The 25,076-nt window shown below is 70.4% G+C and carries 23 protein-coding genes; 7 read left to right on the forward strand and 16 right to left on the reverse strand.

Annotated features, from left to right (window positions below; all coding sequences use genetic code 11):
• Positions 1-2: 2 nt before the first annotated feature.
• The 3 genes from MZC64_RS07260 to MZC64_RS07270 all read right to left on the reverse strand — a co-directional run bounded on the left by MZC64_RS07260 (position 3) and on the right by MZC64_RS07270 (position 2,705).
• A complete protein-coding gene (locus MZC64_RS07260) occupies positions 3-1,268 on the reverse strand; it encodes an MFS transporter (protein WP_247761115.1) in 1,266 nt (421 codons plus the stop codon).
• A 398-nt stretch (positions 1,269-1,666) separates the two neighbouring features.
• Entirely contained in the window at positions 1,667-2,341 is a 675-nt protein-coding gene (locus tag MZC64_RS07265; protein ID WP_185001239.1) for a Crp/Fnr family transcriptional regulator, read from the reverse strand.
• A gap of 109 nt (positions 2,342-2,450) precedes the next feature.
• The gene (locus MZC64_RS07270; protein ID WP_185010257.1) at positions 2,451-2,705 is read right to left on the reverse strand and encodes a hypothetical protein; all 255 of its coding nucleotides are present in this window, start codon (positions 2,703-2,705) and stop codon (positions 2,451-2,453) included.
• A gap of 139 nt (positions 2,706-2,844) precedes the next feature.
• On the opposite strand from MZC64_RS07270, the gene nth reads away from it, so the two are divergent.
• From nth to MZC64_RS07290, 4 genes are read left to right on the forward strand one after another with little or no spacing between them, the layout of a single operon-like run.
• Entirely contained in the window at positions 2,845-3,546 is a 702-nt protein-coding gene (nth, locus tag MZC64_RS07275) for an endonuclease III (RefSeq protein WP_247761642.1), read from the forward strand.
• Positions 3,543-4,166, forward strand: a complete 624-nt coding sequence (locus MZC64_RS07280) for a TlpA disulfide reductase family protein (protein ID WP_308300971.1) — start codon at positions 3,543-3,545, stop codon at positions 4,164-4,166. Before nth ends, MZC64_RS07280 begins: the two co-directional genes overlap by 4 nt.
• A complete protein-coding gene (locus tag MZC64_RS07285) occupies positions 4,166-4,867 on the forward strand; it encodes a CoA pyrophosphatase (protein WP_247761116.1) in 702 nt (233 codons plus the stop codon). The genes MZC64_RS07280 and MZC64_RS07285 overlap by 1 nt, the downstream gene beginning before the upstream one ends.
• On the forward strand, positions 4,864-6,048 hold the full coding sequence (locus MZC64_RS07290; RefSeq protein ID WP_247761117.1) for a MarP family serine protease: 1,185 nt from the start codon (positions 4,864-4,866) through the stop codon (positions 6,046-6,048). Before MZC64_RS07285 ends, MZC64_RS07290 begins: the two co-directional genes overlap by 4 nt.
• Here the strand turns inward: MZC64_RS07290 and MZC64_RS07295 are convergent, their stop codons facing one another.
• Positions 6,049-6,552, reverse strand: coding sequence for a phage holin family protein (locus MZC64_RS07295; protein WP_247761118.1), 504 nt, complete (start codon positions 6,550-6,552; stop codon positions 6,049-6,051).
• A gap of 16 nt (positions 6,553-6,568) precedes the next feature.
• Positions 6,569-7,777, reverse strand: a complete 1,209-nt coding sequence (gene nhaA, locus MZC64_RS07300) for a Na+/H+ antiporter NhaA (RefSeq protein ID WP_247761119.1) — start codon at positions 7,775-7,777, stop codon at positions 6,569-6,571.
• A 163-nt stretch (positions 7,778-7,940) separates the two neighbouring features.
• On the opposite strand from nhaA, the gene MZC64_RS48555 reads away from it, so the two are divergent.
• Together MZC64_RS48555 and MZC64_RS07310 are read left to right on the forward strand one after the other, a co-directional pair.
• Positions 7,941-8,744, forward strand: a complete 804-nt coding sequence (locus tag MZC64_RS48555; RefSeq protein WP_247761120.1) for a sulfite exporter TauE/SafE family protein — start codon at positions 7,941-7,943, stop codon at positions 8,742-8,744.
• Positions 8,745-8,836: 92 nt separating this feature from the next.
• Positions 8,837-9,529, forward strand: coding sequence for a hypothetical protein (locus MZC64_RS07310; protein WP_247761121.1), 693 nt, complete (start codon positions 8,837-8,839; stop codon positions 9,527-9,529).
• Positions 9,530-9,583: 54 nt separating this feature from the next.
• Here the strand turns inward: MZC64_RS07310 and acs are convergent, their stop codons facing one another.
• Both acs and MZC64_RS07320 read right to left on the reverse strand, forming a co-directional pair.
• Entirely contained in the window at positions 9,584-11,575 is a 1,992-nt protein-coding gene (gene acs / locus MZC64_RS07315; RefSeq protein ID WP_247761122.1) for an acetate--CoA ligase, read from the reverse strand.
• A 130-nt stretch (positions 11,576-11,705) separates the two neighbouring features.
• Positions 11,706-12,311, reverse strand: coding sequence for a GNAT family N-acetyltransferase (locus MZC64_RS07320; RefSeq protein ID WP_247761644.1), 606 nt, complete (start codon positions 12,309-12,311; stop codon positions 11,706-11,708).
• Positions 12,312-12,424: 113 nt separating this feature from the next.
• Here MZC64_RS07320 and MZC64_RS07325 point away from each other — a divergent pair, with 113 nt between their 5' ends.
• On the forward strand, positions 12,425-13,180 hold the full coding sequence (locus MZC64_RS07325; RefSeq protein ID WP_247761123.1) for an oxidoreductase: 756 nt from the start codon (positions 12,425-12,427) through the stop codon (positions 13,178-13,180).
• 25 nt (positions 13,181-13,205) lie between these two features.
• Here the strand turns inward: MZC64_RS07325 and murQ are convergent, their stop codons facing one another.
• The 9 genes from murQ to MZC64_RS07370 form a co-directional block, all read right to left on the reverse strand.
• Positions 13,206-14,138, reverse strand: a complete 933-nt coding sequence (gene murQ, locus MZC64_RS07330; RefSeq protein ID WP_247761124.1) for an N-acetylmuramic acid 6-phosphate etherase — start codon at positions 14,136-14,138, stop codon at positions 13,206-13,208.
• Positions 14,135-15,070: a MurR/RpiR family transcriptional regulator gene (locus MZC64_RS07335; protein ID WP_247761125.1), complete on the reverse strand. Its 936-nt coding sequence runs from the start codon at positions 15,068-15,070 to the stop codon at positions 14,135-14,137. The genes murQ and MZC64_RS07335 overlap by 4 nt, the downstream gene beginning before the upstream one ends.
• Before the next feature lie 444 nt (positions 15,071-15,514).
• Positions 15,515-17,254, reverse strand: coding sequence for a serine hydrolase (locus MZC64_RS07340; protein ID WP_247761126.1), 1,740 nt, complete (start codon positions 17,252-17,254; stop codon positions 15,515-15,517).
• A gap of 9 nt (positions 17,255-17,263) precedes the next feature.
• Complete coding sequence (locus tag MZC64_RS07345; protein ID WP_247761127.1) at positions 17,264-18,532, reverse strand: exo-beta-N-acetylmuramidase NamZ domain-containing protein; 1,269 nt, start codon at positions 18,530-18,532, stop codon at positions 17,264-17,266.
• A 14-nt stretch (positions 18,533-18,546) separates the two neighbouring features.
• A complete protein-coding gene (locus MZC64_RS07350) occupies positions 18,547-20,271 on the reverse strand; it encodes a glycoside hydrolase family 3 protein (protein ID WP_247761645.1) in 1,725 nt (574 codons plus the stop codon).
• Between the two features lie 167 nt (positions 20,272-20,438).
• Positions 20,439-21,293 carry a carbohydrate ABC transporter permease gene (locus MZC64_RS07355; protein WP_247761128.1) on the reverse strand — a complete coding sequence of 285 codons (855 nt, stop codon included), beginning with the start codon at positions 21,291-21,293 and terminating at the stop codon, positions 20,439-20,441.
• Positions 21,290-22,174 carry a carbohydrate ABC transporter permease gene (locus tag MZC64_RS07360; RefSeq protein ID WP_247761129.1) on the reverse strand — a complete coding sequence of 295 codons (885 nt, stop codon included), beginning with the start codon at positions 22,172-22,174 and terminating at the stop codon, positions 21,290-21,292. The genes MZC64_RS07355 and MZC64_RS07360 overlap by 4 nt, the downstream gene beginning before the upstream one ends.
• Positions 22,171-23,469, reverse strand: a complete 1,299-nt coding sequence (locus MZC64_RS07365) for an ABC transporter substrate-binding protein (RefSeq protein WP_247761130.1) — start codon at positions 23,467-23,469, stop codon at positions 22,171-22,173. The genes MZC64_RS07360 and MZC64_RS07365 overlap by 4 nt, the downstream gene beginning before the upstream one ends.
• A gap of 481 nt (positions 23,470-23,950) precedes the next feature.
• Entirely contained in the window at positions 23,951-24,778 is an 828-nt protein-coding gene (locus MZC64_RS07370; protein ID WP_374205686.1) for an HAD-IB family hydrolase, read from the reverse strand.
• Positions 24,779-25,076 lie beyond the last annotated feature (298 nt).

Here is a 25,076-nt window from a genome sequence, read left to right on the forward strand (position 1 = left end):
CCTCAGCGCGCGGTGGCGACCACCTCGGCCGGGACCGCGCAGTCCGCGGGCGAGACCGCCGGGAGCGCGTCCCGCACGGTCCGCCTGCGCAGCCACACGCCACCGGCGATCAGCAGACCGGCCACGGTCGCCGCGGCGAAGGCCAGCGGCGGCCCGGACAGTTCGATCAGCTGACCGCTGACCGACTGACCCGCGGCCAGGCCAAGGGTCACCGAGGTGATCACCCAGCCGAAGGCCTCGGTGGAGCTGCCCGCCGGGGCGACCTCGTCCACCGCGATGGAGTGCGCGGTGGCCTGCGGGGTGATCAGGGTGCCGACCACCAGCAGCGCGATGGCCAGGCCGGCCAGGCTGGTCTGCCACACCAGCAGCAGGAGCAGCAGCGAGAACGCGGCCAGCAGCACCGGCAGGCGCAGGTACATCGGGCGCGGCACCGGGCGCAGGCCGTAGAGCAGGCCCGCGACCACCGAGCTGACCGACCACAGGCTCAGCAGCAGACCGCCGACCGAGCTGGGGTAGCCGGCCATGGTGGCCGCAGCCGGGACCGCGATCTCGACGAAGCCGATGGTCACGCCGAAACCGAAGGCGGCCAGTGCGACCGTGCGCATGGCGGGGGTGAGCACGGCCAGCAGGCCCTGCCCGGCCCTCGGCTCGGTGCGCTCGCGCCAGGCCCGCACGGCCGGGGTCAGCGCGAAGCCGACCGCGCCGATCACCATCGAGCCCGCGCCGATCACCACGCCGGTGCCCGGCCAGGGCAGCGCCATCAGCAGGCCGGCGATGGCCGGGCCCAGGATGAAGAAGACCTCCATGCTGATCGCCTCGTAGGAGTAGGCGGCCTGCCGGGCCGGGCCCGGCGGCAGCAGCCTGCTCCACAGGCTCCGCGAGGAGGAGCTGACCGAGGGCTGGCTGACCCCGAGCGCGAGCGCGATGGTCATCAGCAGCCACACCGGCGCGCCGGACTCCACCGCGGTCACCCCGAGCGTGGTGAACAGGGTGAGCAGCGCGGCGGCGGTGAGCAGCGGGCGGGTCGGGCCGAACCGGTCGACCAGGCGGCCCTGCAATACCGAGCCGATCGCGGCGCCGGTCAGGGCGCCGGCGGAGACCAGGCCGGCCGAGGCGAAGGAGCCGGTGGACTGCCGGACGTAGAGCATGAGCGCCAGCCCGACCATCGCGACCGGGAGGCGCCCGAGCAGCGCGGCCAGCACCGGGAGGCGGGCTGCCGGGGTGCTCAGGGCCGCGCGGTAGGACGCGAAAGACACAGACTGGGACATGTGTACCAGTCTGCCTGATCTGGTACGCGGGTACCAGTTATTTCCCGGTGCCCTTGGTCACCACACGCAGGGTCACGATGCTGTAACGAAAATGCGGTTTCTGGGTGAACCCACGCAACTTCGGCGCGAAGAACGCCGTCCTTGAGGGTGACAGCGCTTGTACAAAAGTGCTGGAAGACGCAGTGTTGGCGCTGTGCCCGTCACGACGGGGCTGGTCAGGCGTCTAAGAGGCACATGCTTCACAATCGAACTTGAAAATTTCCCTCGGAGATCCGGTTCGGGGCCGGACCGGGGGACGCGTGGCTGGTCGGGGGATTGGCCACGCACCAAAAGGAGGCTGGCGCGCCGCGTCGGGGGCGGCGTCCAGCCTCCTCTTGTTTTTCCAGTTCTCTGGTGCGCTACCGCGCCCGGCGAGCCATCCGCTCCGGGTCCAGGATCAGCACGCTCTTGCCCTCCAACCGCAGCCAGCCGCGGTGGGCGAAGTCGGCCAGCGCCTTGTTCACGGTCTCCCGTGAGGCGCCGACAAACTGCGCGATCTCCTCCTGTGTCAGGTCGTGGGTGACCCGCAACAGGCCACCCTCCTGGCTGCCGAAACGCTGCGCGAACTGCAACAACGCCTTGGCAACCCGACCGGGCACATCGGTGAAGATCAGGTCCGCCAGCATGTTGTTCGTCCGGCGCAGCCTTCTCGCCAGCACCCGGAGCAGTTGCTCCGCGATCTCTGGTCGCTTGTTGATCCACTCGCGGAGCGCCGGCCGGTCCATGGTCAGCGCACGCACCTCGGTCACCGTGGTGGCCGTTGAGGTCCTCGGGCCCGGATCGAAGATGGACATCTCGCCGAACATGTCGGAAGGTCCCATGATGGCCAGCAGGTTCTCCCTGCCGTCCGGCGATTTGCGCCCGAGCTTCACCTTTCCCGACTGCAGGATGTACAGCCGGTCGCCGGGCTCTCCTTCCGCGAAGATCACATGGCTGCGCGGGAAGTCCACAGCCTCCAAAGAACTGGCCAGCGCCTCAGCGGCAGCCGGATCCACGCCCTGGAAGATGCCCGCGCGGGCCAGGGTCTCGTCCACCTCGTCCCTCCTGTCGAGACGCGGCAGTCACGTGTTCTCGTCGAAGCCACTGGAGCGGGCCACGACGACGTGCCGCCGATCACTCCGAGCAGTCTAGGACTTCACCCGGCTAAGGACGGCTTCGGACACGGCGAGGTCGTCGCTGGGCCCGTCCACCGAGCCTGCGGAGCCGGAAAAGTTCGAGTGCGCGACCGATGCCGTGTCCGTAGAGCGCGCGCACCTCGTCGGGGCGGGCCTTCTCCAGGAACTCCTCGACCTCGTCCTCCTGCACGGCGACGTGCCGAAGCCGGTCTTCCACGCGCTCCATGAACAGCGCGAAGAACATCACGATGAGCGGTACGACGAGTACAAACCAGGCAGCCATGATGATTCGATACTGACCCATACACCCTCCGTGAGCGCAACCGGGGTCCCCCACAGACGTAAACACCATCGTGTCCAGTCCGTAGGCTGATGGGGTGGCAGAGCAAACCCGGCTGGCGTTGGTGCGACGGGTGCGGCGCATGGTGCGGGCGCTCGCCGACGGTTACCCCGACGCGCACTGCGAACTCGACTTCACCAACCCCCTAGAGCTGGCCGTGGCGACCATCCTGTCCGCCCAGTGCACGGACAAGCGGGTCAACGAGGTCACCCCGGCGCTGTTCGCCCGCTACCGGACCGCGGCCGATTACGCGGGCGCGGACCGCGCCGAGCTGGAGGAGTACATCCGCTCCACCGGCTTCTTCCGCAACAAGACCACCTCGATCATGGGCCTTGGCGCCGCGCTGGTGGAGAAACACGCAGGTCAGGTGCCCAAACGCCTGGTCGACCTCGTGGAGCTGCCCGGGGTCGGGCGCAAGACCGCCAACGTCATCCTCGGCAACGCCTTCGGGGTGCCGGGGATCACCGTGGACACCCACTTCGGCCGCCTGGTGCGCCGCTGGGGCTGGACCGCCGAGACCGACCCGGTGAAGGTGGAGAAGATCATCGGCGAGCTGGTCCCGCGCAAGGACTGGACCATGCTCTCGCACTGGATCATCTTCCACGGCCGCCGCGTCTGCCACGCCCGCAAACCCGCCTGCGGGGCCTGCTTCCTTTCCAAGGAATGTCCCTCCTTCGGCGAGGGCGAGCTGGACCCGGTCAAGGCCGCCGAGCTGGTCAAGGGCCCGGAAGCGGCGCACCTGCTGGCGCTGGCGGAGACCCGGCGGGCGGGTGCCGCCCGGTGATCCCCCGGGTGCGGTGGTTCGTGCTGATCGTGGTGCTGGCCCTGGCCGCGGTCATCGCGCTGTGGCCGCGTGGCGGCGAGGTCGCCCCGAGCGGATCCGGTCCGGCCTCGGTGGCCGAGCCGGACCTGGCCCCGCTGCGGGCCAAGGCCCAGCTCGCGCCCTGCCCACAGCCCGGCCCCACCGACAGCGTGGTCGGCCAGCTCTCCGGCGTCCGGGTGCCCTGCCTGGGCCAGGAGGGCGTCACCGACCTCGGCTCGGCGCTGGCGGCCAAGGCCACCCTGGTCAACGTGTGGGCCACCTGGTGCCAGCCCTGCCGCGCCGAACTGCCGATCCTGGCCGAGTACGCGGCGGGCGAGGGCGCGGTGCCGGTGCTCGGCCTCCAGGTCCGCAACGACAGCCGGGCCGCCGGACTGGAACTGCTGGCCGCGCTCAACGTGAAGCTGCCCTCGGTGGCCGATGCCGACGGCGCCGCGCAGGCCGCGCTCAAGGTGCCGCCCGCACTGCCCGCCTCCTACCTCGTCCGCCCGGACGGCGAGGTCCGCAGAATCACCCAGCCGCTGCTGTTCACCTCGGTCGAGCAGGTCCGCAGGGCGGTCGCCGACAACCTGGGGGGCGCCTGATGACGCACGGTCCACTCGTCGACCCGGCCGAGCTGCCCGACTGGCTCGCGCCCCTGGTCAAGACCACCGCGGAGATCGACCACTCCGCGTTCACCAAGTACAACCCGAAGGCCACCGCGGGCGTGCGCCAGGCCGCGGTGCTCATCCTGCTCGGCGAGGAACACCCCGGTTCCGGGCCGGACGTGCTGCTGCTGCGCCGCGCCGACGGCCTCAACTCCCACCCCGGCCAGGTCAGCTTCCCCGGCGGCGCGGTCGACCCGACCGACTCCGGCGTGGTCGAGGCGGCGCTGCGCGAGGCGCACGAGGAGGCCGGGGTGCTGCCGGAGAGCGTGCGCCCGGTCGCGCTGCTGCCCGAACTGTTCATCACCCCCAGCGGGTTCATGGTCACCTCGGTGCTCGGGCACTGGGAGAAACCCGGCCCGGTCGCCCCGGTGGACTTCGGCGAGACCGCCGCGGTGGCCAGGGTGCCGATCGCCTTCCTGGCCGATCCGGCCAACCGGTTCCGGGTCCGGCACTCCTCTGGCTGGCTCGGCCCGGCCTTCGCCGTGCCGGGCATGCTGGTCTGGGGTTTCACCGCCGGACTGCTGGCAGGCGTGATCCGGCTGGCCGGCTGGGAGCAACCCTGGGACGAGACGGACGTCCGAGATCTTGAGGCCTCCTGGCGGGCCGTCGAAGAACTTCCAGGCGAGGAGAGCGCGTGAACTGGGTCGACCTCCTGGTGGTGCTGCTGGCGATCGTGGCGGCGCTGTCCGGGGCCAGGCAGGGCGTGGTCATCGCCGCGCCCGCGATCCTGGGCGCGCTCGGCGGCGCGCTGCTCGGCCTGGTGCTGGCGCCGATCGTGGTCGCCCAGTTCACCAACGTCACCGTGCGGGTGGTGGTGCTGGTCGCGGTGATCGTGCTGCTCGCGGTGCTCGGCGAGACCCTGGGCGTGCTGATCGGCCGCCCGTTGCGGGAGAAGATCCACCGCTCCCGGATCGTCTGGCTGGACAACACCCTGGGCGCGGTCGTGCAGGGCGCGGTGGTCTTCGTGGTGGCCTGGCTGCTCGCGGTGCCGCTGACCTCGGTGGCCGGCCTGCCAGGGCTGTCCGGGGCGGTCAAGGGCTCGGCCGTGCTGGGCACCGTGGACGAGGTCATGCCGCAGGCGGGCAAGGACCTCTCCGGCGAACTGCGCAGACTGCTCAACGTCTCCGGCTTCCCGACCCTGCTCGACCCGTTCAGCTCCACCCCGCGCACCGACGTCGGCCCGGCCGACGGCACCCTGGCCAACAGCCCGATCGCCAAGGAGGTGCAGGCCAGCGTGCTCAAGGTGCGGGCCCAGGCATCCTCCTGCTCGCGGGCGCTGGAGGGCACCGGGTTCGTCATCTCCCGCGGCCGGGTGATGACCAACGCGCACGTGGTGGCCGGCGCGGACACGGTGGCCGTGGAGGTCGGCCGCGGGCAGTTCGACGCGACCGTGGTGCTCTACGACCCGCAGACCGACGTGGCCGTGCTGGACGTGCCCGACCTGACCGCCGCCGCGCTGCCCTTCGCCCCCGCCGACGCCAAATCCGGCCAGGACGGCATCGTGCTCGGCTACCCGCTGGACGGCCCCTACACCGCCACCGCGGCCCGGATCCGGGACCGGATCCAGCTGCGCGGCCCGGACATCTACGAGTCCCGCACCGTCACCAGGGACGTCTACACCGTGCGCGGCACCGTGCGCAGCGGCAACTCCGGCGGCCCGCTGGTCGACCCGCAGGGCCGGGTCATCGGCGTGGTCTTCGGCGCCGCAGTGGACGACCAGGAGACCGGCTTCGTGCTCACCGCGGCCGAGGTCGCCGCCGAGGTCAAGGACGCGCCGAAACTCACCCGGCGGGTCTCCACCGGGGCCTGCGCGCGCTGATCAGGCGGACTGCTGCTCCGCGTCGCCGGTGTGGCGGCGGGGCAGCACCTTGCCGGTGTCCTTGAGCGTCTCGATGGTCCGCTTCGGGCCGCGGATGGCGCGCACCCTGCGGTAGCCGAGGAACCCGAGCAGCCCGGCCGAAACCAGCATCAGCACGAACACGATGCCGAAGCCGCCCCAGCGCGGCAGCCACACCGAGAGCAGCTCGCCGAGGGTGAAGAACAGGAAGAACATGCTGAAGGCGAGCACGGCCAGGGCGAGGATGAAGTAGACACTGCCCTTGACGCCCTTCTTCACCTCCGTGCCCAGCTCGGCCTTGGCGAGTTCAAGCTCGCTGCGGATCAGCGTGGACAGGTGGGTGGTCGCCTCGCGGACCAGGCCGCCGATCGACTGCTCACCTGGCGCGGCCTCGAAGTCCGACAGCGGGATGGACGGGACGGGCGGCAGCCCGGCGCCGTCGGGGCTGCCGCTGGCGTTGTGCTGGGCGCGGGTCACGCCCGACATCGTGCCATGCAGCGGATCAGTCCACAGTTTCCGTGTCCCGGTGCGCCCTGCTTCGGCGCAGCAACATCAACGCGGCCAGCAACGCGGCCACCGCGGAGGCCACCAGCACCGCCGCCTTGGCCACCTCGGCCTCCCCGGCGGGCAGCGCCAGTTCGGCGATGAGCAGGCTGACGGTGAACCCGACGCCGCCGAGCATGGCCACCGCGGCCATGTCCCGCCAGCTCAGCTCCGCCGGTTTACTGGCCAGCCCCAGCTTCACCGCGAGGTAGGAGAAACCGAAGATGCCCAGCAGTTTCCCGGCCAGCAGCCCGGCGATCACCGCCAGCGCGATCGGGTCCTGGGTGAGCATCCGCAGCGCGTCCGCGCCGATCGGCACCCCGGCGGCGAACAGCGCGAACACCGGCACCGCGAACCCGGCCGAATAGGGCTGCAACCGGTGCTCCAGCCGCAGTGCCGGGGCCTCCCGCTCGTACGGGTCCGGCCGCACCCTGGTCAGCAGGCCCAGCGCCACCCCGGCGATGGTGGCGTGGATGCCGGAGGCGTGCACCGCGTACCAGGTCAGCAGCCCGATCGGCACGTACAGCCAGGAGCTGCGGATCCGCTTGTGCTGCAGGTACCAGTACAGCGCGCACAGCAGGATCGCCGCGCCGAAGGCGAGCAGGCTGAACTTGGCGGTGAAGGCGACCGCGATCACCGCGATGGCGCCCAGATCGTCCACCACGGCCAGGCTGAGCAGGAAGATCCGCGCGCTGCTCGGCATGCCGGAGCCGGTCAGCGCGAGCACCCCGAGCGCGAAGGCGATGTCGGTGGCCACCGGGATCGCCCAGGCGCCCTGCGCGCCGGGGGTGCCGGCGGAGACCGCCAGCGCGACCATGGCGGGCACCATCATGCCGCCCATCGCGGCGATCACCGGCAGCAGCGCCGAGCGCACCTCGGCCAGCTCACCGACCACCAGTTCGCGTTTCAGCTCCAGGCCGACCACGAAGAAGAACAGCGCGAGCAGCCCGTCCTTGGCCCATTCGCCCACGGTCAGCTTCAGGTGCAGGGCGTCCAGGCCGATCGGGAAATCGCGCAGCGCCCGGAAGGAATCGCCCCACGGCGAGTTGGCCCAGAGCAGGGCGATGGCGGTGGCGGCCAGCAGCACAAAACCACCGACGGTCTCGGTGCGCAGATAGCGGGCGAACTCGGCGGCGGCGGCCTTGGGGCGGCGGAGGCGAGCGTGCACGGGCGGCTCCCTGAAGGGTCGGCTGTAACAGTCGCCGACCAGACTTCCCGGCACACCCTGATGCGACCTTAACGCCTCAACCGGGCGAAATATAGGTGCTTAGCACAACGAAGTGACGGAAAGCACCAGGACAGCGCCGGTGCGGGCTGCCTAGGTTCGAATCGTGCCCGCCGCCGAGCCCACCGCGCCCGAACGGCCGCACGCGCTGCGGCTGATGCTCATCGGACTGGCCGCCGGCGTGCTGGCCGGACTCTTCGGCGTGGGCGGCGGCATCGTGATCGTGCCCGCGCTGACCGCGCTGTGCGGCCGGAACCAGCGGCAGGCGGTGGGCACCTCGGTGATGGCCATCGGCCCGCTGGCCATCGCAGGCATGGTCGGCTACCTCTACGCCGGCGAGGTCGACGTCTACATCGCGGTCCCGCTGGCCCTGGGCACCATGATCGGCGCCTGGCTGGGCGCGGCGCTGCTGGACCGGGTGCCGCTGGCCCTGCTGCGCTGGCTGTACGCGGTGCTGGCGCTGGCCACCGCGATCCGCTTCCTGACCGTGCCCGGCGTGTTCAGCGGCCCGGTGGAACACGATCTGCTCGCGCTCTCGCTGCTGATCCCGGTCGGCGTGCCCATCGGCGTGCTGGCCGGGCTGACCGGTATCGGCGGCAGCACCGCGATGGTCCCGGTGATGCAGCTGGGCTACGGCGTCGGCGCGGCCATGGCCAAGGGCACCTCGCTGCTGGTGGTGCTGCCCTCCTCGGTGCTGGGCGCCTGGCGCAACGCGCGCAACGGCAACGGCTCGCTGCGGGACGCGGCCTGGATCGGCGGCGCGGGCGCGCTCACCGCGATCGGCACCAGCTTCCTGTCCGTGGCTCTGGACCCCCGGCTGTCCGATCTGCTCTTCGGTGGACTGCTGGTTCTGGTTTCGATTCGGACAGTTTGGCCGGATATCCGACGGAAAGGCACTCGTTCGGGCTAGCCTGCGCGGCTGGTGGGAGTCAGTGGAACGGATGGGCGGTCCGGTGCGTCGACTCCTTCGACCGGGCGAGCGAGTGACTGGGGAAGACCGAGATGAAGAGCATTGTCCGCTGGGTGGTCGTGGCCGGGATCGGTCTGGTGATGCTGATCATCGGCATCAGCAACATGAACGCCACCGAGGTCAAGTGCGGTAGCCAGGTGATGAAGCCGGGCGACTCCTGCACCAGCACGGCCCGGCGCAGCCGCACCACGACCACCAGGACCTACGCCGAACAGCGGGACTCCGACCGGACCTTCGGCCTGGTCATGACCATCATCGGGCCGATCCTCCTCCTCGGCGGCGGTCTGATGACGGTGCTCACGGTCACCAAGAACAACCGGATCAAGGCCGCCGCGGCCGCCGGTGGCGGTTACCCGCAGCCGGGCCAGGGCGGCTACCCGCAGCCTGACCAGCAGTACCCCGGCCAGGACCCGCAGGGTTACCCGCAGCCCGGTCAGCAGCAGTACCCCGGCCAGCCGCAGCAGGGTTTCCCGCAGACCGGGCCGCAGCCGCAGCAGGGCTACCCCCAGCCGGGCCAGCAGCAGCCGGGCTACCCGCCCACCGGCCCGCAGCCCCAGCCCGGTTACCCGCAGCAGCAGCCGCAGTGGGGCCAGCCGCAGCCCGGGTACCAGCAGCCCGGTCAGTACCCGCCGCCCGGCCCGCAGGCGCCGCCCGCCTATCAGCAGCCGCAGCCCGGCCAGTACCCGCCCGGCTACCAGCCGCCCGCGCCGTACCAGTCGTCCTGACCTACGCGAAGGCGCCGTTCCCCAGCCAGGGGAACGGCGCCTTCGGCGTTGTGCTCAGTCCTCGCTGGCCGAGCCCTTCTGCAGGCCCGCGCTGATCAGGTTCATCACCGTGGAGTCCGCGAGCGTGGTGACGTCGCCGACCTGCCGGTTCTCCGCGACATCGCGCAGCAGCCGGCGCATGATCTTGCCGGAGCGGGTCTTGGGCAGCTCGGGCACGACCATGATCTGCCGCGGCTTGGCGATCGGGCCGATCTCCTTGGCCACGTGGTTGCGCAGCGCCTGCACCGCGGCGTCCCCGCCGTCCACCGCGTCCCCGCGCAGGATCACGAAGGCCACGATGCCCTGGCCGGTGGTCGGATCCGCCGCGCCGACCACCGCGGCCTCGGCCACGGTCGGGTGCGAGACCAGCGCCGATTCCACCTCGGTGGTGGAGATCCGGTGCCCGGAGACGTTCATGACATCGTCCACCCGGCCGAGCAGCCAGATCGCGCCGTCGGTGTCGTACTTGGCGCCGTCCCCGGCGAAGTAGAAGCCCTGGGACTCAAACCGCGACCAGTAGGTCTCCCGGAACCGGGCCTCATCACCCCAGATCCCGCGCAGCATGGACGGCCACGGCTGGTCCAGCACCAGGTAACCGCCGCCGCCCTTGCCGACCTTGGCACCTGCCTCGTCGACCACCTTGGCGCCGATACCGGGCAGCGGGCCCATCGCCGAACCCGGCTTGGTGCTGGTCACCCCGGGCAGCGGGGAGATCATGATCGCGCCGGTCTCGGTCTGCCACCAGGTGTCCACGATCGGCGTCCGGTTGGCGCCCACGTGCTCCCGGTACCACATCCAGGCCTCGGGGTTGATCGGCTCGCCGACGCTGCCCAGCACCCGCAGCGAGGACAGGTCGTACTTGGCCGGGATGTCCGCGCCCCACTTCATGAAGGTGCGGATCAGCGTCGGGGCGGTGTAGTAGATCGACACCCCGTACTTCTGGATGATCTCCCAGTGCCGACCCTCGTGCGGGGTGTTCGGCGTGCCCTCGTAGACCACCTGGGTCGCCCGGTTGGCCAGCGGCCCGTAGACGATGTAGGAGTGCCCGGTCACCCAGCCGATGTCCGCGGTGCACCAGTAGACATCGGTCTCCGGCTTGAGGTCGAAGACGTTGCGGTGGGTGTAGGCGGCCTGGGTGAGGTAGCCGCCGGAGGTGTGCAGGATGCCCTTGGGCTTACCGGTGGTGCCCGAGGTGTAGAGGATGTAGAGCGGGTGCTCGGCGTCGAATGCCTCGGCGGTGTGCTCGGTGGACTGGGCGTCCACCAGCTCGTGCCACCACAGGTCCCGGCCGTCGGTCCAGTCGATCTCGGAGGAGGTGCGGCGCACCACCAGCACGTGCTCCACGCTGGGGTTGCTGGCCACCGCCTCGTCCACCGCGGGCTTGAGCGCGGCCGGGTTGCCCCGCCGGTACTGGCCGTCGGTGGTGATCACCAGGCGGGCCGAGGCGTCCTCGATCCGGGAGCGCAGCGCCTCGGCGGAGAAACCGGCGAAGACCACGCTGTGCGGCAGCCCGAGCCGCGCGCAGGCCAGCATGGAGAAGATCGCCTCGGGCACCATCGGCATGTAGATGGCCACCCGGTCGCCGGCGACCAGGCCGAGCGAGGTCAGCGCGTTGGCCGCCTTGCTGACCTCGTCCTGCAGGGTGGCGTAGGTGATGGTCCGGGTGTCGCCGGGCTCGCCCTCCCAGTGGATGGCGACCTGCTCGCCGTGCCCGGAGGCCACGTGCCGGTCGACACAGTTGTAGGCGACGTTGAGCTTGCCGCCGAGGAACCACTTCGCGAACGGGGCGTCGGTCCAGTCCAGGACCTGGGTGAACGGCGTGTGCCAGTGGAGCTGTTCGGCCTGTTCGGCCCAGAACGCCTCCCGGTCCGCCGCCGCCTGCTCGTACAGGGCGGGCTTGGCGTTGGCCTGGGCGGCGAACTCCGCGCTGGGCGGGAACGTCCTGCTCTCGGTGAGCAGGTTGTCCAAGGTGTTGCTCGATCCGGCGTCGCCACTAGGCGGGGTCATCGCGTGCGCCCTCCCTGCATCGTCGGTGGTGGCTGCGGGGCAACGGTAGTGCGATCCGTCACCCGCGAGTAGACCTCCCCCCTCAAAGGTATAGACCACTTCAGCCATGCTCACCCGATGGAGTGGCTTGTCAGACGGTTGCGGGGGAGTTCGCCAGCCGCTGGCGCAACGCCGTGCGCACGGCAGGCCACTCTCCGGCGAGCATCGAGTACAGCACCGTGTCGCGCAAGGTCCCGTCCGGCCGGATCCGGTGGTGTCTAAGGATTCCCTCCCGCTGTGCGCCGAGGCGCTCGATCGCGCGCTGGGAGCGTTCGTTGCGGATGTCGGTGTGCCACACCACTCGCAGCGCGTCCAGCTGCTCGAAGGCCCGGCCCAGCAACAGCAGCTTGGACTCGGTGTTGAGCGCGGTGCGCTGCCAGGGCGTGCCGATCCAGGTGTGCCCGATGGCCAGCGCCCGCTGCGCGGGGACGATCTCGTAGTAGGAGGTGACCCCGGCGACCGCGCCGGTGGCCACCTCGACCTGGGCGTAGACCAGGCGATCGCCGTCGGCCTGTGCGGCCAGGTGATCCTGGACGAAAGTACTGGTGCCAGCCAGGTCGCTGGGCCAGTGCGCGGACAGGTGCGTCCACACCGAGGGGTCGCGTCCCGCGGCGTGCAGACCGGCCACGTGGCCGGGGGTCAGGGGTTCCAGGCGCACGTGCTCGCCGGTCAGGGTCGGTTGGCGCCACCAGTCGATGTTGTCCACGCAACCGACGGTAGAAGCCGACAGTGGCCTGTTAAACGGCCACCGGGGAGCGAATCCAGCAGGCCAATCCTGACTGTCGGCTCAGCCGGGTACGCTCCGCCGTCGTGAGTCCGCTCGCCACCGATCCGTTGCGTCCGTTGCTCGAACTGCCCGGTGTGGCCGAGGCGGTGGAGACAGCGCGGTTCGCCATCGCCGAGGTGCACCGGCATCCGACCAACCGGCGGGGCTGGCCGACCACGGCCGCCGAAGCCTCCGTGCGCGCGGCCAGGGCCTCGGCCGTGCTCGACGGCGGCAGCGCCGAGATCCCGGCCGCGGGCGAGGTGAGCGATCCGGTGCTGGCCGGTGCGCTGCGGGTGGCCGAATCGGTCGGCCTGCTGCTGACCACCTGGCAGCGCGCCCCGTTGCAGGCCCTGGCCCGGATGCACGTGCTGGCCGCCGCCGACCTGGTGCCCGGCGCGGACCCGGAACTGCTCGGCCGCCCCACCGCCGATCCGGCGGTGGCCGCCCGGCTGGACCTGCTGGCCCAGCTGGTGGCCGGGGGCAGCAAGGTGCCCGGCCCGGTGGTCGCCGCCGTGGTGCACGGCGAACTGCTCACCCTGGTGCCCTTCGCCCAGGCCAACGGCGTGATCGCGCGCGCGGCGGCCCGGCTCACCTGCATCGCCACCGGCCTGGATCTCAAGGGGCTCGGCGTGCCGGAGGTGTCCTGGATGCGGCACCCCGACGCCTACCTGAGCGCGGCCCGCGGTTTCGCCTCCGGCGAGCCCGACGGCGTGGCGAACTGGATCGTGCACTACTGCGCGTCCCTGGAGGCCGGCGCCAAGGAAGCGGTCTCGATCGCCGAGGCGGCCGCGGCGAACTGAGCGTCCGCCACGGCCCCACGGTGACTCAGCCGGTCGCGGCCCGCAGGCTGTCCATGGCGTGCCGGACATGGCCGCTGCTGGCCTCCAGCGCCCTGGTGGCGGTCTCGGTGTCCACTCCGGAGAGCAGGCACACCAGCGCGGTCTTCACATCGCCCTCGGCGGCCAGCAGCGCCGCCGAACAGGTCTTCTCATCCAGCCCGGTGGCCTCGCCCAGGATGACCAGCGACCGCCCGCGCAGCTTGGCGTTGGTGGCCTTCATGCTGACCATCAGGTTGGAGTAGGTGCGGCCCAGCCGGACCATCACCGCGGTGGAGAAGGAGGTCAGCACCAGCTTCTGCGCGGTGCCCGCCTTCATCCGGGTGGAGCCCGCGATGGCCTCCGGCCCGGTGTCCACGGCCAGCCGCACGTCCACGTCCACCCCGGCGATCGCGGCCGGGTTGGCCGAGACCAGCCCGGTGCGTGCGCCCAGCCGCCGGGCCGCGGCCAGTGCGGAGAGCACGAACGGGGTGCGCCCGGAAGCGGCCAGGCCGAGCACGAAGTCCTTGGGGGAGGCGTGCTCGGCGATCACCGCGGCCCCGGCCTCCACGCTGTCCTCGGCGTCCTCCACGGCCTGCCGCAGCGCGGCCGCGCCACCGGCGTGGTGGGCCAGGAACCAGTCCGTCGGCGCGCTGAAGGTCGGCACCAGCTCGGCCGCGTCCAGCGTGGCCAGCCGACCGGAGGTGCCCGCCCCGACGTAGTGCACCCGGCCGCCGGAACGCAGTGCCTCCACCGCGAAGTCCACCGCCCTGGCCAGCTCGGGCAGCACCAGCGCGACCGCGCCGGGCACCAGCTGGTCCTCGGCGTTGATCATGCGCAGCATGTCCTCGGTGGGCAGCTGGTCGAGTTCGAGCGTGCGGGGGTTACGGCGTTCCGTCGGCGAGTCCACCCGGACCGAGGGACGCGGCGTGGGGAAGCTCATTTGCCGGTCTCCCGCTGCCGGCGCCGGCCGTCCGGACGTGGCCCGAGCCGATGCCCGCTGACCGCCTCGAAGGTGGCCTCCAGGGCCGCCGTCGCGGACTCGTGGTGGCGCTGGGCCACCCCGACGAACAGGCAGTCGATCACGGTGAGCTGGGCGATCCGGCTCGCGGTGGCCCCGGAGCGGAAGGTGGTCTCCCTGGCCGCGGTGGTCAGCACGTAGTCGGCGACCTCGGCGATGGGGGAGCGCGGGAAGTTGGTGAGGGCGACCGTGGTCGCGCCGCGGCTGCGGGCCACCCGCAGCGCCTCCACGGTGTCCGCGGTGGCGCCGGTGTGCGAGATGCCCACCGCCACATCGCCCTTGGACAGCACCGCGGCGGAGGTCAGCGCGATGTGGGTGTCGCTCCAGGCGAAGCTGATCCGCCCGATGCGGTGCAGCTTCTGCTGCAGGTCCATGGCCACGAAGGCGCTGGCGCCCACGCCGTAGACGTCCACCCGGCCCGCCGCGGACATGGCCTCGACGACCTTCTCCAGCTCCACCACGTCGAGCTGATCGGCGGTCTCCTCGACCGCGCGGGCGTCGGCGAAGGAGACCTTGCTGACCACCTGGCGCAGGTCGTCGCCCTGGCCGATGTCACTGCCGAGATCGCGATCGGCGCGGGCCGCGGTGCGCGCGGTGTCCGCGGCCAGCGCGATGCGCAGGTCCGGGTAGCCGCCGACGCCGATGGCCTTGCAGAAGCGGGTCACCGTGGTCTCGCTGGTGCCGGCGGCCTCGGCGACCTCGGTGATGGAGCGGTGCGCGACCACGGCCGGATCGCCGAGCACCACCTGGGCCACTCGCTGCTCGGCCCGTGCGAGTCCCGGGAACAGGGAGCGGATCCGTACCAACGGACTCGTGTCAGCGATGTCCGGGGCCGAGCCAAGGGAAGAGGCCATGTCGGAAACTTACTAACAGTTAGGCAGAGAATCAACAGGTCATCTGGCGTCTTTGTGCTGCCTCAGCCCACTGTAACCCCGTTACCGCGCGGTGTTGAGGAAGAACTTTCGGCCGTTGATAACGGGCAAATGGTCACCGATGTCCTTCAATCGAACGACACCGGAGATTCATGTTCTGCCGCAGGTCAGGGCCGTGAGCGGGGCGTTCGAACGTCAGCGCAATCTTAAGTCTGCCAAGATCGTCGACTCAGTGCACACAGTGCCCCGCCGGACTCCGTTCGGCTTAGTCGGCAGGCTCGATTAGCCCGTTCGTGTCGCCGAATCGTTACGCCCCGGTGTCGCCCTCGGAACCAGGGGTTGACGTGCTCGAACCCGTACCGACACCGGTACGTGTTGTGCCCGGTAAGCCGGGGTCGCGGGAGTGGTGAGTCCTTCACCACATCGTCATCTGCGGACCGGTGTCCAGCCCTGCGCGGTGAGCGTTTCCGGGTGCCGTTCGGCGTCCAGCAGCACGCCCCGGCGGTCGCTGATCCGGATGCCGTCGAGGAAGACCCCGCGGCCGGTGTACTGCTTGTCGCTGGCGTAGCGCCAGCGCAGGGTGACCGAGGCGGCCGGGGGCAGGCTGGCGGAAACCCGCCACCAGGCCCGGTGTCCGGCGCCGGCCAGCGTGGTCACCGCGTCGGCGGGCGCGCCCGGTCCGGTGGCGGTGAGGGTCAGCGGCTGCCAGCTCACCCCGCCGTCCACGCTGGCCTCCACGCTCACCTTGTCGGTGGCCTCGGTGTCGACGAAGGCGGCGAAGTTCAGCGTGGCCGGTCCGCGCTGGTAGAGCGGGCCCGTGCGGAGCACCGCGGCCTGTTCCTCGTTGGCGGCGGAGTGCCAGGCGTCCCTGCCGTGCCGCGGGTGCACCGCGAGGGACTGGGCGAAGCCCTGGGCGAGGGCGCGGCGGGCCGGGTTGTTGGAGCCCCAGGCCCGGGACGGGTGCACCCGGTTGGACAGCAGCACCGCGACCGAGCGGGACACCGGGTCGACGACCAGCGAGGTGCCGGTGAACCCGGTGTGCCCGGCGGTGCGCGGACTGGACAGGCCCTCCATGTACCAGCGCTGGTCCAGCTCGAAGCCCAGGCCGTGCGCGTTGTCCGGGAAGCCGGTGTTGTGGTTGGTCATCATCTGCCGCAGCGTGCGCTCGCGCAGGATCCGGTGGCCACGGTAGGCGCCGCCGTTGAGGATGGTCTGGCCGAGCACGGCCAGGTCCTCGGCGGTGCCGAACACCCCGGCGTGCCCGGCCACGCCACCGAGTGACCAGGCGTTCTCGTCGTGCACCTCGCCGCGCACCATGCCGCGGGCGGGGACGGTCATGTACTCGGTGGCCGCGGTCCGGGCTTTGTCCGCCGGGTTGTAGCCGGTGTCCCGCATGCCCAGCGGCTCGGTGATCCCCTTGCGCACCAGCACATCGAGGGGATCGCCGGTGACCTTCTCCACCAGCACGCCGAGCGCGATCAGATTGAGGTCGGAGTAGATGTAGGCCTTGCCGGGCGGCTGCTGGAGTTTGGCGGTGAGCGCGCCCAGGATGCGGCTGGGCTTGTCCGGGTGGTCCCGCCACAGCGGCAGGAACGGCGGCAGCCCCGAGGTGTGGGTGAGCAGTTGCTTGACGGTGATGGCGTCCTTGCCGTTGGCCGCGAACTCCGGCAGGTAGCTGGCCACCGTGCGGGCCAGGTCCACCCGGCCTGCCTCGACCTGCTGCATGACCGCGATCGAGGTGAACAGCTTGGAGATCGAGGCCAGGTCGAAGATCGTGTCGGTGCGCATCGGCGCCTGCTGTTCCGGCGGCAGCTCGGTGCCGATGCCGTCGGCGTAGCGCAAAGCCTGGCCGGTGGCGGTCCTGGTGACCACCTGGCCGTCGTGCGCGAGCAGGGTCACCGCGCCCGAGAACAGCGGTTTCGCGGTGCCCTGCGGCTGCGTCCAGTTCTTGATCTTCTCCAGTGCGGCGTTGATCGGCGCCGGGTCCAGCCCCGCGCGCTCCGGAGTGGAAGCGCGCAGGGTGGTCCAGAAGGGGGCGAAGCCCGGATGCGGGCGGTCGAAGCGGCCGGACACCCCGCCACTGTCACCTGTTTCCGCCGCCGCGGCAGGGAGACCCGCGGTGACGAGTGCGAGCAGCAGCACGGGCACGATCATCCGGCGACGCATGGATCCCCCTCAGCGGTACAGCAGGTACTGGGCGCGGTGCCGGCGGAAGTCGGTCTGCTCCTGGCGGTAGGAGCCGACGATTTCCTCGGTGCTCGCGCCGCGATCGACCATGTCCTTGAGGCGCTCGGTGCCCCACAGCTTGTGGATGAAGTTGTCCGGCCGCCAGCCGAACAGCTCCGGGTACAGCCGTTTCGCCGTCACGATCATGGCCACCCCGGCCTGGATCGGGTCGAAGGCGCGCGGATCGGTGAGCGCCAGCTGCACGCCGCCGCAGTTGACGTTGACGTGCTTGTTGAAGGTGGGCACGAAGTAGTTCTCCCGGAACAGCACACCCTTGAGTCCCAGCGCGTTGAGCGCCTCCGCCCAGCGCCAGTCGATCTTGGGCAGGCCGACGGTCTCGAACGGCCGGGTGGTGCCCCGGCCCTCGGAGAGCAGGGTGCCCTCGAACAGGCAGGTGCCCGGGTAGACCAGCGCGGTCTCCGGCGTGGGCATGTTCGGGCTCGGCGGCACCCAGTGCAGGCCGGTGCTCGCGAAGAGCATGTCCCGCCGCCAGTTCCGCACCGGCACCACGTCGAGCTGCTCGACCCGCTTGCCGGTTTCGGCCGGCAGGAAGGTGTCGTTGTAGAGCCGGGCCAGCTCGCCCATGGTCATGCCGTGCCGCAGCGCGATCGGTTTGCGGCCGACCCCGGAGGCGTGTTTCGGATCCAGCTGCGGGCCGTAAGCCTGACCGCCGATCGGGTTCGGCCGGTCCAGCACCAGCACGGCCGCGCCGGTGAGCACGGCGGCCTGCATCGCGGTGTAGAGCATCCAGATGTAGGTGTAGAAGCGCACGCCCACATCGGCGATGTCGAAGACCACCACCTCGACGTTGGCCTTGCGGTACATCTCGGCCAGCTTCACCGCGGTCGCCCCGTAGGCGTCGTAGACCCGGACCTTGGTGCGTGGATCGTCGTACTCGCCCTCAGAGCCACCGGCCTGCGCGGTGCCACGGAAACCGTGCTCCGGGCCGAACACGCCGACCAGGTTGACCGCCCCGGAGGCGACCATGGTGTCCACCAGGTGCCCGAGCCCGTCGGAGAGCACCCCGGTCGGATTCGTCACCACCCCGACCCTGCGGCCCTTGAGCTGGGCGAACCCGTTGTCCGCCAACCGGTCCGCGCCGGTGCGCACCTTGCGCCGGTCGCCGCCCTCCGGTTCGGCCGAGGCCGAGCCCGCGGTCAGCAACGGCACCGACAACGCCGAGGCGGCCAGGAAACCGCGCCTGCTCACACCATCCATGGCTGGATCTCCCGTCACCAGGTGAGGCCGAAGCCGAACGGGTACCGGGTCTGCGCCGGATCGCCCAGCGCGGGCACGCTCACCGGCAGCTTGCCGCTGGGCTTGGCCTCGCCGAAGAGCACCTTGGTCAGCGATTCCATCGACACCGCGGTGGCCGAGTAGGTGGTCAGCCAGGTCTTCGCGTCCTCGATGGCCACGTCGTACGGATCGCGCACGGCCACCCCGACCACCGGTTTCCCGGTCGCCACCAGACGTTTGACCAGCTCCCGCTGTTGCGCGTCGGTGGTGGCCCGGTTGGTCAGCACCACGATCAGGTCCTGGCCCTCGGCCGCGGCCACCGCCTTGGCGATCATCGCCTCGGTCGGCTTGTCCCCGGTGACCTGCACGGTCGGACTCACTCCGCGCGCGGTGAGCTTCTGCCCGAGCGCGGTGGCACTGCTCGACCCGGCCACGAGCACCTTGCCGGGCTTGGCGCGCAACGGAAGCAGCCCGGCGTCATTGCGGACCGCGGTGATCGTCCGGTCGGTGACCTGCTGCGCGGTGGCCAGGTGCCGAGGAATGCCGACGATCTTGTCCACCGCGGCCTCGTCGACCAGCGGGTGGGTCAGCGCACCGCGCTTGATCTTGAGCAGCAGCACCCGGAGCAGGCTCTCGTCGATCCGCCGCTCACTGATCTCGCCACTGCGCACCGCGTCCAGCACGGCCTTGATCGCCACGTCCAGGTTCTTCGGCATCAGCAGCATGTCCGCGCCCGCCTTGAGCGCCAGCACCGGGATCTCCGCGTCCGGGTGCTTGATCCGCACCGCCTCCATCTGCAGCGAGTCGGTGATGATCACCCCGCGGTAGCCGAGCTGGCCACGCAGCAGACCGGTCAGCATCTTCGGCGAGAGCGTGGCCGGCTCACCGGAGTCGTCCAGCTTGGGCGTGACGATGTGCGCGCTCATGATCGAGTCCACGCCCGCCTTGATCGCGGCCTGGAACGGCGGCGCGTCCAGCTGCTGCCACTGCTCCGGGGTGTGGTTGATCACCGGCAGCGTGTAGTGGCTGTCCTGGTTGGTGTCCCCGTGTCCGGGGAAGTGCTTGACCGTGGCCGACACGCTCTGCCCCAGCCGGCCCTGCTGGTAGCCCTTGACCTGCGCGGTCACCTGCTGCGCGACCAGCTTCGGATCGCTGGAGAAGCTGCGCACGCCGATCACCGGGTTGGCCGGGTTGACGTTGACGTCGGCATCCGGCGCGAAGTTCTGGTTGATGCCCACCGCGCGCAGTTCCCGACCGGTGATCTCGGCTGCCTGCCGGGCCAGTCCGGCGTCCCTGGCCGCGCCCAGCGCCATGCTGCCCGGGAACAGCGTCGCGGGCGAGCTGAACCGGGTGACCACGCCCTGCTCCTGGTCGGTGGAGATCAGCAGCGGCAACCGCGCCCCGCTGCTCATCGCCGCCCGCTGCAACCCGTTGGACAGCGCGGCGACCTGCTTGGGGTTGGCGAAGCTGTCCGTCCAGTTGAAGTAGATGACCCCGCCCAGGTGGTACTTGCGCACCACCTCCGCCGGCGTGGCCACCCCGAACTCGGCCAGGTTCTTCGGGTGCGCCGAGTCCGCGGCAGGCCCGTAGGCATAGGTGACGAAGAGCTGCCCGACCTTCTGCTCCAGGGACATACCGCGCATCCGCGTCGCCGCGGCCTGCTCCCCGGTCAGCGCCTCCGTCGCCGCCTCCGGTGTCGCGCTCGCGGGGAAAACCCCCATGACGGTGACCGCGGTCAACGCCGAGAGCGCCGCCGCGAGTGGCCGGCCAACCTGGTGCACCGTTGCCTCCCTGCTGGTCAGGTGTAGTTCGGGTAACTCTTCACAAAAAGGACTGGGTTGCCTGCAAGTTACTGACGTGATCTGGACGGGTCAACGTCCGTACGGCGTCATTTGAATCCGGTCTGCGCGATCCCCTGCACGATCTGGCGCTGCATGAACAGGAACACCACGACCACCGGCGCCATCGTCACCACGCTCATGGCCAGGATCAGGTTGAACGGAACCACCTCCTCCGCGGCGAAGCGGGCCAGCGCCACCTGCAGGGTGTAGGTGTGCTCGTCCTGGGCCACCACCAGCGGCCACAGGAAATCGTTCCACCGCCACACCACCGAGAAGATCGCCACCACCGCCAGTGCCGGCTTGCACAGCGGCAGCACCACCCGCAGGAAGATCCGCGGCTCGCCGGCGCCGTCGATCCGGGCCGCCTCGATCAACTCGTCCGGGATGGTCAACATGTACTGGCGCAACAGGAACACCCCGGTCGGCGTGGCCGCGGCCGGGATGATGAGGCCCCACAACGAGTTCACCAGCCCCAGATCGGCCACCACCTGGTAGACCGGGATGAAGATGACCTGCAACGGCACCATGATCGTGCCCAGGATGATCAGGAACAGCGTGGTCCGGCCGCGGAAGTTGTACTTGGCCAGCGCGTAGGCCGCCATCGTGTTGACCACCAGCGTGAGCACCGTCGCGGCCACCGTGACCAGCACGCTGTTGCGCAGGTACACCGCGAAGTTGAAGCGCCCCAGCGCGTCCACGTAGTTGTCCGGCCGGAAACTCTCCGGCAGCAACCGCGGTGGCCGCAACGACAACTCGGTGCTGGTCTTGAACGAGGACAACGCCGTCCAGAGCACCGGGGCCAGCACCAGCAACGCCAGCGCCACCAAACCGGTGTAGGCCAGCACCTTCCCGGCAGGCGGCATCGGCCTGCCGCCGATCCCGGTCCACCGCGGCGCGCTCACACCGCCTCCCGCCGCCGGGCCAGCCCGAACTGCACCAGCGTGACCAGCAGGATCACCAGGAACAACAGCACCGACCCGGCCGAAGCCAGCCCATAGCTGATCGGCGATTCGAACCCGCGCTGGTAGATGTACTGCACCAGCAACGTGGTCGCGCCCAGCGGACCACCGCCGGTGAGGCTGTAGAGGAAGTCGAAGGACTGGAACCCGGCGATGGTGGCCAGCACCAGCACCACCAGCGTGGTCGGCCGCAACAGCGGCACCGTGATCAGCCGGAACCGCTGCCACGGCCCGGCCCCGTCCAGCGCGGCCGCCTCATGCAGGTGCGGATCGATCGCCTGCAGCCCGGCGAGCAGGATCAACGTGTAGAAGCCCAGGTGGATCCACACCCCGACACCCACCGCGGCCACCATCGACAACGCCGGGTCGACCAGCCAGCCCGGCGTCGGCAGACCCAGCCAGCCGAGCACGGTGTTGATCAACCCGCCGCGGCCCTCCAGCAACCAGCCCCACACCAGGCCGACCACCACCGGGGAGAGCACCATCGGCAGGAAGAAGGTGGCCCGGAAGAACCCGCGCCCGCGCAGCCGCCGGTTGAGCAGCACCGCCAGTCCCAGCGCCACCAGCACCGAGACCAGCACATAGGCCAGCACGAACACCACCGTGTTCACCGCGGCGTGCCAGAACTGCTCGTCGGAGAGGATCCGCCGGTAGTTGTCCAGGCCGACCGGGCGGAAGGTACGGCCGTTGCGGCTCTCGTAAAAGCTGATGTTGACGCTGTTCAGCGCCGGGTAGATGGTGAAAACCCCGAAGATCAGCAGGTTCGGCAGGAGGAAGAGGTACGGCGCGAGCCGCTGCCCCCAGCCGATCCGCCGCCCGGTCACCGCCCGTTGACCTCCGCATACGCTCGTTCGCTCACCTGCCGCACGGCCCGCGCCGCCTCCTCCGGCGTGCTCCGCCCGCCGAGCACCTTGGCGATCTCGTCCCGCAACGCGTTGGCGGTGCGCACGAACGCGGCTGAGGAGTTGGTGGTGTACGCCTCCGCCGGGACCAGTTTCGCCTCGGCCAGGAAGATCCGCATGTCCTCCAGCCGCTGCGGATAGCTGATCCCGGGATCGACCAGGTCCCTGCGGGTGGGCAGGAACTGGGCCTTGGCCACCAGCTCCCGCTGCCGCTGCGCGCCGTTCATCCACTCGATGAAGGCCGCGGCCGCCGCCGGATGCCTGGCCTGCTTGAACGAGACCATGTACTTGCCGCCGGGAAAGCCGCCACAGCGGGCCGCACACGGGTTCGGCGCGGCCGCGAACCGGAACTGACTGGCCTTGGCCAACTGGCTGACCTGCCAGTTCCCCGACAGGTACACCGCGGCGTCCTGGGCCAGGAAGATCTCGTTGGCGCCCTTGTAGCGGGAACCGGACTCCAGCCAGAAATCGGTCGGCATCGCCCCGGAGGCGTGCAACCCGGCGAAGCGCTTGAGCGCCTCGGTGGCCTTGCTGACATCCAGCGCGGGCCTGCCGTCGAGGTCGAAGAAGGTGGTGCCGTACTGACTGAGCATGGTGGCCAGCCGGTGCCCGGACTTGTCCATCGCGATCGCGTACGGCTTTCCGGTGACCCGGCGGACCTTCTCCGCGGCCTCGACCAGCTCGTCCCAGCTCCACCGCGCCGGCACCGGCACCCCGGCCTTGGCGAACAGGTCCAGGTTGACGAACGGGCCGTTGAGGGTCAGATCGCTGGGCACCCCCAGGAACTCCCCGCCCGGACCGCGCACCGCCCGGGTCGCATCCGGCAGGAAAGCCTCGGTGAAACCCGGGTCGGACAGGTACGGGCGCAGGTCGAGCAGGTCCGCGCGATAGGGGTTGAGGTCCTGGGTGCGCGCGACGTCCGGGGCGTTGCGGCCGGCGATCCGCGCCTGCAACGTCCGCTCCAGGTCCGCGTAGGCCACCAGCTGCAGGTTCACCCGCGCGCCGGTGGCGACCTCGAACTTCTCAATCGTTTGCCGAGTCGCGATCTCATCCGGGCCATCGGTGAAGTACAGGTACTCCAGCTCGACCCCGCGCAACTGGTCCGGCCCGGCCGGGCGGGCGTCACCGGGAGCGGTGGCCTCGGGCACGCCGGGCGCACACGCGCCCAGCACGAGCAGCAACGCGAGCAAGCCGCCGACTCCGCGCACCGCCCGCATCCCGCCTCCCCCCACGTCCCGCCTGTCGTGGCGGACGCTAGAGAAGCCGCGGTGGTCGTGGCTACGCCCATCCGAGCGGTGTCCGCCACGTTTTGCCTTCGAACGCGATGGTGGCGCCCACCGGCTTGCACCGAGGGCGCCACCAACAGCGTGAACAGTCAGGTTACCAAGCGTGCATCTCGTGTCGTACAAATCTGAGCTCGACGTCCAGCGTCCCGGTACGTAGCCCCTAGACGACATGCCTCCCGCGGCGTGCTGCGCGTGGGTGCCCGCTGTTCACGCACGGAGCCCAGTGGGGTGGATGCTGCTTCTCTTCGCATCATCCCTGGCCAGTTGAGGTCCGCACCTCCATGTGTAGTCCGTGAGGGCGGTCACAGCAAGGGCTCAGACGGGTGCACCGTTTCAGAGCCGGGGATAAACGGAAGGTGTCGGACACGCCGTGGTTGCGGCACAACCACTCCCGGTCAATCCCCGAGGCGGATCAGTCGCCGGACTCACTATTACCGGCGCGTCCACGCCGGTGCCGCCGCAGCCCGTACCAGGCAGCCCCCGCCGCCGCGACCACCCCGAGCCCCACCGCGGCCGCCGCCACAGTCGCCCCCGACGGGGTGGGGATCCGGGCCCGCAACGAGACCGGATCGGAGAAGGTCAGCACCGGCCAGCCCCGCTGCGCGGCGAGTTTCCGCAGCGCACGGTCCGGGTTCACCACCGTCGGATGGCCAACGACCTCCAGCAGCGGAAGATCGGTGATGGAGTCGGAGTAGGCGTGCGAGGCGCTCAGGTCGTACCCGTGCTCCTCGGCCAGCTCCCGCACCGCGACGGCCTTGTTCTCGCCGTAGCAGTAGAAATCGACATCTCCAGAGTAGCGACCCTCGGTAACCACCATCCGGGTGCCGACGGAGTGAGTGGCTCCCACCATGTTCGCGATCGGAGCCACTATTTCCGCCCCGGAAGCCGACACCACGACCACGTCGTGGCCCTCCTGCTTGTGCTCCCCGATCAGCTGGGTCGCCTCGGCGTAGACCAGCGGATCAACGATGTCATGCAGGGTCTCATCCACGATCGAGCGAACCTGCTCTACATCCCACCCGGTGCACAGCGCGGTGATGTGCGCCCGCATCCGATCCATCTGATCGGCATCCGCCCCCGCGAGCATGAACACGAACTGGGCGTAGGCACTCTTGAGCACCGCCCGCCGATTGATCAACCCCTCCTGGAAGAACGGCCGGCTGAACGCGAGCGTGCTGGACTTCGCGATCACCGTCTTGTCCAGGTCGAAGAACGCGGCAACCCGCTTGCCAGCACTGATGCCATCGCCACGAAGTTCGGTCACCCGACCAGCATAGGTGTCGGTGAGATAGCGATGAGGTTGCGAGCCGTGTCGCTCGAACGGACGAGAAGCGTCACCCACCCGCGGGGGGATACAGTAGACGCGTCCGGCTGAGCCGGATGAGTTCAGTCCGACCCCCCGGGGCTGAACTCCTGACGACCCCCGTCCCTCCCCCCTGGCGGGGGTCGTCCCATATCCGGACCCCGGTTCCGCACAGTGACAACCCAGTCACTTCCCAAGTTGCCAGAACCCGGCCCCGAACGCACACTCCTCCCGG

This window comes from Crossiella sp. S99.2 (genome assembly GCF_023094165.1).
Classification (GTDB): Bacteria; Actinomycetota; Actinomycetes; order Mycobacteriales; family Pseudonocardiaceae; genus Crossiella.

Coding starts and splice junctions, on each gene's coding strand:
- MZC64_RS07345 (WP_247761127.1), bottom strand. CDS start 18,532: ATGGATGGTGTGAGCAGGCGCGGTTTCCTGGCCGCCTCGGCGTTGTCG.
- nth (WP_247761642.1), top strand. CDS start 2,845: ATGGTGCGGGCGCTCGCCGACGGTTACCCCGACGCGCACTGCGAACTC.
- MZC64_RS07310 (WP_247761121.1), top strand. CDS start 8,837: ATGAAGAGCATTGTCCGCTGGGTGGTCGTGGCCGGGATCGGTCTGGTG.
- MZC64_RS07285 (WP_247761116.1), top strand. CDS start 4,166: ATGACGCACGGTCCACTCGTCGACCCGGCCGAGCTGCCCGACTGGCTC.
- MZC64_RS07365 (WP_247761130.1), bottom strand. CDS start 23,469: ATGCGGGCGGTGCGCGGAGTCGGCGGCTTGCTCGCGTTGCTGCTCGTG.
- MZC64_RS07350 (WP_247761645.1), bottom strand. CDS start 20,271: ATGGGGGTTTTCCCCGCGAGCGCGACACCGGAGGCGGCGACGGAGGCG.
- acs (WP_247761122.1), bottom strand. CDS start 11,575: ATGACCCCGCCTAGTGGCGACGCCGGATCGAGCAACACCTTGGACAAC.
- MZC64_RS07260 (WP_247761115.1), bottom strand. CDS start 1,268: ATGTCCCAGTCTGTGTCTTTCGCGTCCTACCGCGCGGCCCTGAGCACC.
- MZC64_RS07270 (WP_185010257.1), bottom strand. CDS start 2,705: ATGGCTGCCTGGTTTGTACTCGTCGTACCGCTCATCGTGATGTTCTTC.
- MZC64_RS07295 (WP_247761118.1), bottom strand. CDS start 6,552: ATGTCGGGCGTGACCCGCGCCCAGCACAACGCCAGCGGCAGCCCCGAC.
- murQ (WP_247761124.1), bottom strand. CDS start 14,138: ATGAGCTTCCCCACGCCGCGTCCCTCGGTCCGGGTGGACTCGCCGACG.
- MZC64_RS07335 (WP_247761125.1), bottom strand. CDS start 15,070: ATGGCCTCTTCCCTTGGCTCGGCCCCGGACATCGCTGACACGAGTCCG.
- MZC64_RS07340 (WP_247761126.1), bottom strand. CDS start 17,254: ATGCGTCGCCGGATGATCGTGCCCGTGCTGCTGCTCGCACTCGTCACC.